This window comes from Myxacorys sp. (assembly GCF_059501405.1).
In genome coordinates, this window is the sequence record NZ_JCACCM010000169.1 from 1 (window position 1) to 8,619 (window position 8,619).

Genomic DNA, 8,619 nt, shown 5'->3' on the forward strand with positions numbered 1-8,619 from the left:
ACCGAGGGCTTGACCACAAACCTTCATTGGTGTTTGACAAGTTGCAATGTAATTTTTCAAGAGTCTGTATCTAAGCTGATTTAGGTCAGCAAAAACTCTATTAGTTAATATCTATCAAGCCTCCAGTTCGTGAGACATTCATGAACTGGAGGCTTTTTTTTGAGTGATGAGCGTAACTCTGAAAGAACCATAATCATCGAACTAATACCAGGATTTAGATTTTGAGGATTGTTACGTCAAAGGAGAGTTATACCAATTCCCTAGATAGTTGCTATAGATCTTGGTAAAGACGCGCCGCCTTCTCTGCGAAGCAACTAATCGCGTCTTTATGGGAGGGCATAGGTAGCAGAATTTCTTGGAAACGGTACTAGTTCTCTAGTACCGCTGTGTGTTGAAGAAAAAAAAGCGCATTACTCAGCATCAGTTGTTACAGCTGTTTAGAGATAGCTTCTAAATGGTCAAGCTTTCTCTATCATTCGATAGAGGCTTCAGCCTGGAAAAATTTTTACGATTTCTGTGTAAAACTCGTTTTTATCTCTCTTTAATTTCACCTTAATAATATGAGCTTTCTTTCGATCGAAGACCTGAAAGAACTTGTTGAACAGCAGCAAGGATTGTGTGTATCGATCTACATGCCAACTGCGCAGCTTAGTTCAGAAACTGGGCAAAACTCTGTCCGCTTCAAGAATCTAATTCGACAGGCAGAAGCGGAGTTAGAAAAATATGAATTGCACCCGACTGATCTAGGTCAATTTCTTCAGCCCGCAATTGATTTGGATGAAGATGAATTTTGGCAGGATCAGAACGCAGGTTTAGCTCTGTTCATCTCAGAAGGATTCTTCCGCTTCTATCGCGTGCCGATCGACATGATTGAACTGGTGGTCGTGAATGATCGCTTTCATCTCAAGCCGTTAATTCCCCTGTTGAGCGGAGATGACCGCTTCTATATTCTCACGCTTGGTCAGCGCGATGTGCGTCTTTTAGAAAGCAATCGCTACGGCATGACTCGTGAAGTTGAAATTGAAGGCTTGCCCAAGAGCATGGATGAAGCGTTGCAGTATGACGAAACGGCGAAGGATGAACAGCGGCGACAGGGCGGTGGTGCAGGTCGTGCCGCTCTACAAGCTGGCTCGTATCACGGACAGGGCGGCGAGCGCGAAAACGTCAAAGAAGATTTGCTGCAATATTTTCAATTAGTAGATAAAGCACTGCACGACTTTTTCCATAATCGCCACGCGCCGCTTGTTCTAGCTGGCGTTAACTATTTGCTACCGATTTATCACGAAGCAAATACCTACAATTTCATTGTGGAAGAAGGAATTCAACACAATACAAAGGAGCAAACGGCGCAAGAACTTCATGCAGAAGCTTGGGCGATCGTGGAGCCGCAATTTCAAGCAAACCAGCAAAAAGCGATCGATTACTATCATGAGTCGATCGCGGCTGGCAAAGGGTCGAACGACTTGGACGAAGTCATTCAAGGCGCGTTTTATGGTCGTGTAGAACAACTTTTTGTTCCGGTTGGTGTGCAAAAATGGGGACATTTTGATCCGGACTCAATGAAGCTTGAAATGCACAGTGACGCTCAGCCTGGCGATGAAGATTTGCTGAATGCAGCAGCAATTCAAACGATTTTTCATGGTGGAACGGTGTATGCTGTCGAACCGGAAGAAGTGCCAGATGACACACCTGTTGCAGCAGTATTTCGCTATTAATTGCGCTTCGTTTGAGCGGATTTAAAGGCCTGATCAATTTCAGGGCTAATTCTATTCGCTCAACAGGTTGCGACGCAAATCTAATTTCTAGTACAGCTCATATTTCATCAAGAGGGTTAGCTTTTAGAGTTCTGTTGCTCAGTTGAATCAGCGGATGTCGTGGTGACTTCCGCAACTTCGACATCAAGGCTAGACGCTTGAATGTCCTCGTCGCTAGGAGAGGCATCCAATTTGTCTTGAGGAAGCTGTTCGACTCCAAGGGACTCATCAGCTTGTTGATTAAACATTGTTTGACTCCAAGGTTGGGTTATTGAAAGAAATGCAATAAATCGTTCGCTTTCCACTCAGGTCTTGTCCAGTCCGAGAAAAAGCGGTTGTTTAGTTGTATAGAGAATTGAAACAGCCTAGTAGACCTCGGCTTAAATCTAACAACCGTTTGTCGTGTGAGTGTCTCGCTCACACGGGCAAAATGCCCGCATTACAGTAGCTCAATTCCCACCATCTCGTACTAGCTCTGTTGTGGTTCTCATCGATTTCAAAGTCTGGCATTAGACAGGTGGGTCAAGATGTCCCGGTGCAGAGAAATGAGGTTCAGGTATTGAGCCAGAAGAAGTTGGAGAGGTAGGTTCTACGGCTCCGGGAGGTTTAGGCGTTGGAAGATGGGGAGGATGGGGAAGTTCTGGAATAGAAGTATCCACTTTAGAATTCGCATCAGGATTCACGTTCTGTTCTTTCTTGGGTTCGTTGAATGTCATAACACTCTCTAGAACTACAAATTTAAGAACCTGAGTTATTGCATTCAGGGGGTGACAACCAAGCTACAACGCAGACTGGATGAGGGAAATAGCGTTGAGACCTCGTCGAAAAAAGGCGCGTTTTTGGGGTTTGAGCACCATCAGTTTAGTCGCCAACGATGCCCAAAGATCGAGGCTGTTAATCCACAAACTGCCGTACAGACCGATCCAGAAATGGCTGTGTCGGTTTTCGGTCCGTTTCGGTTCTTTCACCCGACCCACGTAATGCTGCACACGTTTTTTGCGAATGCGCGCTCCCCGAACGGTGGAGATGGAATAAGCAATGGCAATCAGAACCAGCAAGGCAGTAAAGCGCTGCGGTATGGCGTGACACTCGTCCAGGTGGTAGCCGCCGGATTTGAAGTCCCTAAACGAGGGTTCGATACAGAAGCGACTGTCGTAGTGAAACAGGACTTTGTTCGCGTCCTTCAGGTTGGTGAGCAAATACCAAGCGTCGGTCGTCGATTGACGGTACGTCCGTTTCTGATGAACCACCAGATTGTGTTGACCGAACCCGCGTTTTTGGGTGACTTGAATTTGCAAGTACTGCTCGGTGAAGCCGGGGGCTTGTGGCAGGTCATCCAGTCGTGTAAACGCCATGCGGTCGCCCGGTTGAACGGTCGTGCTTTTGGGTAAACGAAACACGAAGGAGACGTTTTTTTCAACGCACCAGGCGGCGAGTTCGATACTGTGAAACTCCCGGTCTCCAAGTAAGACAAAGCGATGCTTTTTCAACAGTCGAAACACGGGACGCAGCACTTTCTGTTGGTTACTCAAGCAACTCTGTCCTTGCTGGTCGAGCCACCTCCAGAACAACGGTATGGCACGATTTTGGTACACGAGGCTGACCATGAATAAATTATGGTCTTGCCATTGCGTCCGGTCAAACACGATTTGTAGCGTTTGCCCTCGTGGGACATGACGCTTGAGCCACTGCTTGAGAATCGGAAACCACGCGGCTTCTGGTGTCAGTTGCGGCAAACTCAAAAATCGTTGGACGTTCCGGCGGCGACTCTCAAATAGAATCGGTTGGGGAAACAGCGTTGCTAGGCGCTCGATGGTGACTCGTCGCTCTTTCTGCAACAGTTCGACCAAGATTTCCAGCGTCACGAATTGAATATTCGAGAGTTGTGATTGTAAGCAGGTTTGATAGAATGACGGCAACATATTTAACAGCAGTGGAGTGAATCGTTTTGTTTCACTCCATTTTTTCTGCTCTCATCGCCCAAATCCGGCATCTTCTCTAGCTTTCAAGAGCGCTGTCACCCCGTGAAGTTATTGCACTTAAATCCTTAAAAAGATACATCTAACTATTCCGCTTGCCTGGTTACGAAACGATGCATAGCCACGGGATAACCAAGGCTCAGATCTTCTCCCTGCCATCCAGCAAGGCATCGTGAACGCACGAAAAAACCTCCCTTGACTGTGGATGGAGGTTAGGAGATGACTTTGAGCGCTCATTACTTAGAGATTAGTCAAAATTCTCTGAGAGGTTCCTACACTTCAGACGCATTTCCAACCGCACAAAAAGTCACCGTCAGCGCGTAAGAAAAACCTCCCTGACTTAGAAGGTTGAGGGAGGTTGGAGACGTTTAACACTTCGTATAAGACTTACTTAGAGGTTAGACAAATTCTTTGATAGATTCCTTCACCTTAGAGGGAGTTCGAAGGAGTATTTAAGATTAAGTCAGAGTGTTACCGCAATCACTAGAGAATCAAGAGCAAGACATTTAGGATTGCGCCTATCCCGAACATTCAACCAGGCACGCAAAAAAATCCCGAGAGCGCGTGAGAAAACCTCCCTGGACTGAGGGAGGTTGGGAGGGAATCTTGAGTATGGCTAGAAGATTAGACAAAATTCTCTGACAGATACCTTCATCTTAGAAACAGCTTGAAGGAGTATTTAAGATTAAGTCAGAGTGCTACCGCAATCACCAAAGAATCATCTAACTACCATTTGGAAGGATGCTTGTTACATCTTGTCACTAGCATCTGAAGAAACTCTCAACACCAGACCGACCGACTAGAAACGGCTACGGGGATTGTCGTAGTTAAACTTCTGAAGACGTGATCGCTCTGCTGCCAGATTGCGGACGACCGCAAAATGATTGGATCACTTGCCCATAATGCCCTATTTAAAACCGTTTGAGGCAGAGCAACTGGTTGCGGGATTATAGAATTAGTGGATGCTTGAGAACAGTCCTTCTGCCTCCATTCCGTATAACGTAAGCCATGTATTCTCCTGATGATAATTCCGTGTTGCAAGGGGTAACAGTTCTAGTTGTAGATGATGACTTCGACTCGCGCGAGCTTGTGACTGTGACCTTACAGATTTATGGGGCAAACGTGGTCGCGTGCGGGTCTGTACAAGAGGCACTAGCTGTCTTTGCTGGGGTACAACCGCAAGCAATCATCAGCGATATTGCCATGCCGCATGCTGATGGGTGCAGCTTGATTGAAGCGATTCGTTCCTTTCCCTCCGGACAAGGGAGACGAATTCGAGCGATTGCCTTCAGTGCAAGGGCGAGAGAGGAAGATCAGAGACGAGCGCTGGGCGCTGGCTTTGACCGCTACCTCACGAAGCCGCTGGAGTTTGAAAAACTGATTGCGGCGCTGGTCAAGTTGCTGCAAGAGCGAAACGAGAATGAAGGCGCTCAAGTCGATTCTGCTGACGAACCGCAAGAACATTCGCCCGCAACGCCTCCTGCTTCGTAAGTCATCAAAGCGCTGAGAGTCTAGCGATCTCAGCTGCGGAGCTGATTAGGGTTAGGGTGTTGTGTCTAAAAGCGACACAACACAACTTAGGGATGCCTGCCATAGCGAGCAAGCCAATCTGGGGTGAAAGTAGCGACGCTGCCGTCAGCCGCAATGCGAGCGTTGAAATGCTTACGTAGTAGAGCCTTCACGCCGCAGTTTTATTCTTAAGTAACTTTATCAACCTGAAAGCTCTGCGAAGTAGACTTCTTACGATTTATCCTTCGTCAACAGTAATCTTTGAACTTCTGCGCGGGTGGCAGCGAAACAAGGAGATCATGCGGGTTTCAGGGTTCAATCCGCTCCAAAATGATGGGGTGTACTAGTCGGTTTCTGGAATTTTTTAGTCCTAAAATAGTCCAAAGGTGTACTAGTCAAAGTTTTCAACTGGGCTGTTTCAAGTCGAAAAATGCAAAATTCTTACGTTTTTACACCTCTCCCGACACAATCTGTTCTTGAATCAAAACTAGTCGCTGAAATCTTTACAGGGCAAGGTTTTCAGCGTCATCATGGCGGCTGACGGCAGCTTCGCTAGGTTTACCCCTATAAAGTTCAGGCGTTGCGCTTGTAGTCAGCGATTCAAAACTTGGGTGGGGTAAAACAAGCTGCCAGCATTATTGAATCAGCAATCTCAACAGGAGAACCAGTTTTTAGGTTACAGGCAGCAATAGCTACTGAGCCGAACGATCAATCTTCGGATTGAATTTGAGATAATTTATTAGAGCTGAAGATAGTTTTGGTTAATTTGGTTAACTGTGCCCGATCGCAGAATTCCAAGCCCAAACCTTCGTTCTCCCGTTGCTCGTGTGACAGTTGACGGACGAGAGAATGCAGATTTGCAGTTATAACCAGATGGCGATTTAGTCCAAGTTGAGTCCATGTACAGGATGATCCAGTTCAAAGTGTTTCAGTTCTCCTCATCCATTGGGGTTTGACTGGCAATCTCAGACAGTTTTGTGTCAATCTCCATTTCGAGTTGCTCACTCGATGGAAGGTTTTGCCTTAATTGAGCTGGTAGTTGGTGCGTCGAAACCGCGATCGGCGTACTTAGATTTCTAAGGGCATACTCTACCGTTGTTTTCTGCTTCGACTTGCATAGAATGATCCCAATCGTGGGTTGGTCATCCGCATGCCGCATCAAGTCGTCAATTGCCGACACATAAAAATTGAGTTTGCCTGAAAACTCCGGTTCAAACTCCACCATCTTAAGTTCTAGGACAACATAGCAGCGCAGCCGAACATGATAAAACAATAAATCCAGCCTGTACTCTTTTCCATCCACTGTGATTGGGTATTGGCTTCCCATGAAAGCGAATCCCATTCCCAGTTCTAGAAGAAAGTCTCGAATGTGATTGACAAGAGCGTTTTCAAGATCCCGCTCCTGAGCATTTTTCCCTAATGTCAAGAACGAAAAATTGTAGGGGTCTTTGATTAAATCCTTTGCCAAATCGGATTGAGGTTTTGGCAGTGTGAGATCAAAATTGGTAATCGCTCCGCCTAACCGCTTATGCAGCCCGCTCTCAATTTGATATGCCAAAACTGTCCGGCTCCAGCCGTTCTCGATCGCTTGCTGCGCATACCAAACTCGCTCATCCGGATTTTTCACGCTGTCCAGCAACCGAACTAAATGTCCCCACGGCAATTTGTGCAACAGCTGCTGCACAATTTCAACATCTGGGTAGGCTTCTGCGAATGCTCGCATGTACTTGAGATTTCGAGCCGAGAATCCTTGCACACCGGGAAATTCACGCCGCAAGTCCTTCGCAAGTCGCTCCACAACTTTTGCACCCCAGCCCTCTCGCTCTTGCCTTTCCAGAATTTCTTTACCAAGCTGCCAATACAGCAAAATTGCCTCCCGGTTGAGAGCCGTTGCAGCCAACACTTGCGCACGGCGAATCTGCTCCTTCAGTTGATTTAGGAAGGCGTCATAGTCTTGGGAAAAGAGCGATGATTGTTTGGGCACGATTAGTGTTGACGCATTTTGAAACGACTTCAGGCTTCTAAGTTCTCAGGTCCGATTAACTCATCAAGTTGAGAAAGCAATTTTTCCAATTTAGCCCGTTTTTTTGGATCTTCCCAGATTGCTGACCTCTTCAGCCGTTGCCCGATTTGAGCATAGCGCTGAGTGTAGCTAATTTCTGTGGTTTCCTCTTGAGTTTTCGTCAATTCCTGGATCTTCTGCTTAATTTCACTCAAACTCAAATTCTTTGTTGTCGCCAACTTAAGTAATGATTTGCGCTGTCCCTCATCTTTAACTCGTGCGATCGCACGAGCCTTCGTAAATTCAAGCTCTCCTTCTCGAAGTGCTTTCAAGACGTCTGCAGTCAGATTGAGTAACGGCAAACGGCTGCTTCGGAAAGATTCAGCATTAAATCGTCCGATTTCTGCAAGAACTGATTCAATCATCTCAAGCTGGAGGGAAACGTTTCCCTCCAGTTCCTGATCGCGGTTTTTTGCATGATTTGCGCGGTTTAAAACCGAGGCTACATCTTCAGGACTTCCTCCAATTTGAATAGCCAGTAGCTCCAAAATGGCTTCTGTCTCTTCTACAGGATTAAGGTCCTCTCGCTGTAAATTCTCAATTAGTGATACTCGAAAAGCTTGTTGATCATCGAACTCTTTGATAACGACGGGGACATCTTGAAGTTGAATTTCTTGAGCAGCACGATAACGGCGTTCACCTGCAATTAGCTCATAACCTCCACTGTTTAAGGGACGAACTAAGAGCGGCTCTAAAATGCCATACTCACGAACAGATTGGACAAGTTGCGCTTGCTTCTGTGGATCAAAATAGCGTCGAGGCTGTTTAGCTGGAAGGTGAATTTGTCCAAGAGATACCGTTTGAGATGACTGAATGCTTTCGGGATTCTCAATAAATTTTTGGGCAATGGATGCTGATAAGCCTTGCGTCAGTGATTGTCTCGATTTAGCCATCTAATACCTCCAAAGCCTTCTTAAAGAGTTGCTCTAATTCACGCCGAGCAATTCCAGCGGTCGATCCCGTCAAATCAAATACAGTTGAGTTTTGCCCAAAGCAGTCTGCTAGAATTTGACGCTGATGAATCACGGTATCTAAAACCGCGACTCCCGGCATCAATCGCAACACCTCGATCGCTTCATCCTTTAATTTGGTTCCTTTCACCGCTCGATTCACAAACATAACTGCTTTAGGTTCACCTCGACGAATCCTTTGAGCCTGATGAATTAAGCGAACCGTATCCGATGCACTTTCGAGGTCAACCCCGGTTGGTTGGCAAGGCACGATCGCCAAGTCAGCCACTAGAATCACAGCTCTCGTTGTCTCATACCAAATCTCCAAAGATAGGCTACAGATGGTATAACTCAAGTGACGAGTT

Annotated in this window: 8 protein-coding genes; 2 read left to right on the forward strand and 6 right to left on the reverse strand. The window is 46.4% G+C overall.

Features of this window, described 5'->3' with window-relative positions; all coding sequences use genetic code 11:
• The first annotated feature begins 560 nt into the window (after positions 1-560).
• Positions 561-1,715: a baeRF3 domain-containing protein gene (locus AC5I6P_RS24055; protein ID WP_495696301.1), complete on the forward strand. Its 1,155-nt coding sequence runs from the start codon at positions 561-563 to the stop codon at positions 1,713-1,715.
• 116 nt (positions 1,716-1,831) lie between these two features.
• On the opposite strand, the gene AC5I6P_RS24060 is transcribed toward AC5I6P_RS24055, so the two are convergent.
• The 3 genes from AC5I6P_RS24060 to AC5I6P_RS24070 all read right to left on the reverse strand — a co-directional run bounded on the left by AC5I6P_RS24060 (position 1,832) and on the right by AC5I6P_RS24070 (position 3,676).
• Positions 1,832-2,002, reverse strand: a complete 171-nt coding sequence (locus tag AC5I6P_RS24060; RefSeq protein ID WP_495696302.1) for a hypothetical protein — start codon at positions 2,000-2,002, stop codon at positions 1,832-1,834.
• A gap of 261 nt (positions 2,003-2,263) precedes the next feature.
• Positions 2,264-2,470, reverse strand: a complete 207-nt coding sequence (locus tag AC5I6P_RS24065) for a hypothetical protein (protein ID WP_495696303.1) — start codon at positions 2,468-2,470, stop codon at positions 2,264-2,266.
• A 63-nt stretch (positions 2,471-2,533) separates the two neighbouring features.
• The gene (locus tag AC5I6P_RS24070; RefSeq protein WP_495696304.1) at positions 2,534-3,676 is read right to left on the reverse strand and encodes an IS4 family transposase; all 1,143 of its coding nucleotides are present in this window, start codon (positions 3,674-3,676) and stop codon (positions 2,534-2,536) included.
• A 1,065-nt stretch (positions 3,677-4,741) separates the two neighbouring features.
• Between AC5I6P_RS24070 and AC5I6P_RS24075 the strand changes: the two genes are divergently transcribed.
• On the forward strand, positions 4,742-5,224 hold the full coding sequence (locus tag AC5I6P_RS24075; RefSeq protein WP_495696305.1) for a response regulator: 483 nt from the start codon (positions 4,742-4,744) through the stop codon (positions 5,222-5,224).
• A 946-nt stretch (positions 5,225-6,170) separates the two neighbouring features.
• On the opposite strand, the gene AC5I6P_RS24080 is transcribed toward AC5I6P_RS24075, so the two are convergent.
• The 3 genes from AC5I6P_RS24080 to AC5I6P_RS24090 form a co-directional block, all read right to left on the reverse strand.
• Positions 6,171-7,226: a PDDEXK nuclease domain-containing protein gene (locus AC5I6P_RS24080; protein ID WP_495696306.1), complete on the reverse strand. Its 1,056-nt coding sequence runs from the start codon at positions 7,224-7,226 to the stop codon at positions 6,171-6,173.
• A gap of 29 nt (positions 7,227-7,255) precedes the next feature.
• Positions 7,256-8,197 (reverse strand): ParB/RepB/Spo0J family partition protein, encoded by a 942-nt coding sequence (locus AC5I6P_RS24085; RefSeq protein ID WP_495696307.1) that lies wholly within the window; start codon positions 8,195-8,197, stop codon positions 7,256-7,258.
• Positions 8,190-8,619, reverse strand: a 430-nt coding sequence (locus AC5I6P_RS24090) for a P-loop NTPase family protein (protein ID WP_495696308.1), incomplete at its 5' end; no start/stop codon positions are given. The genes AC5I6P_RS24085 and AC5I6P_RS24090, both read right to left, overlap by 8 nt.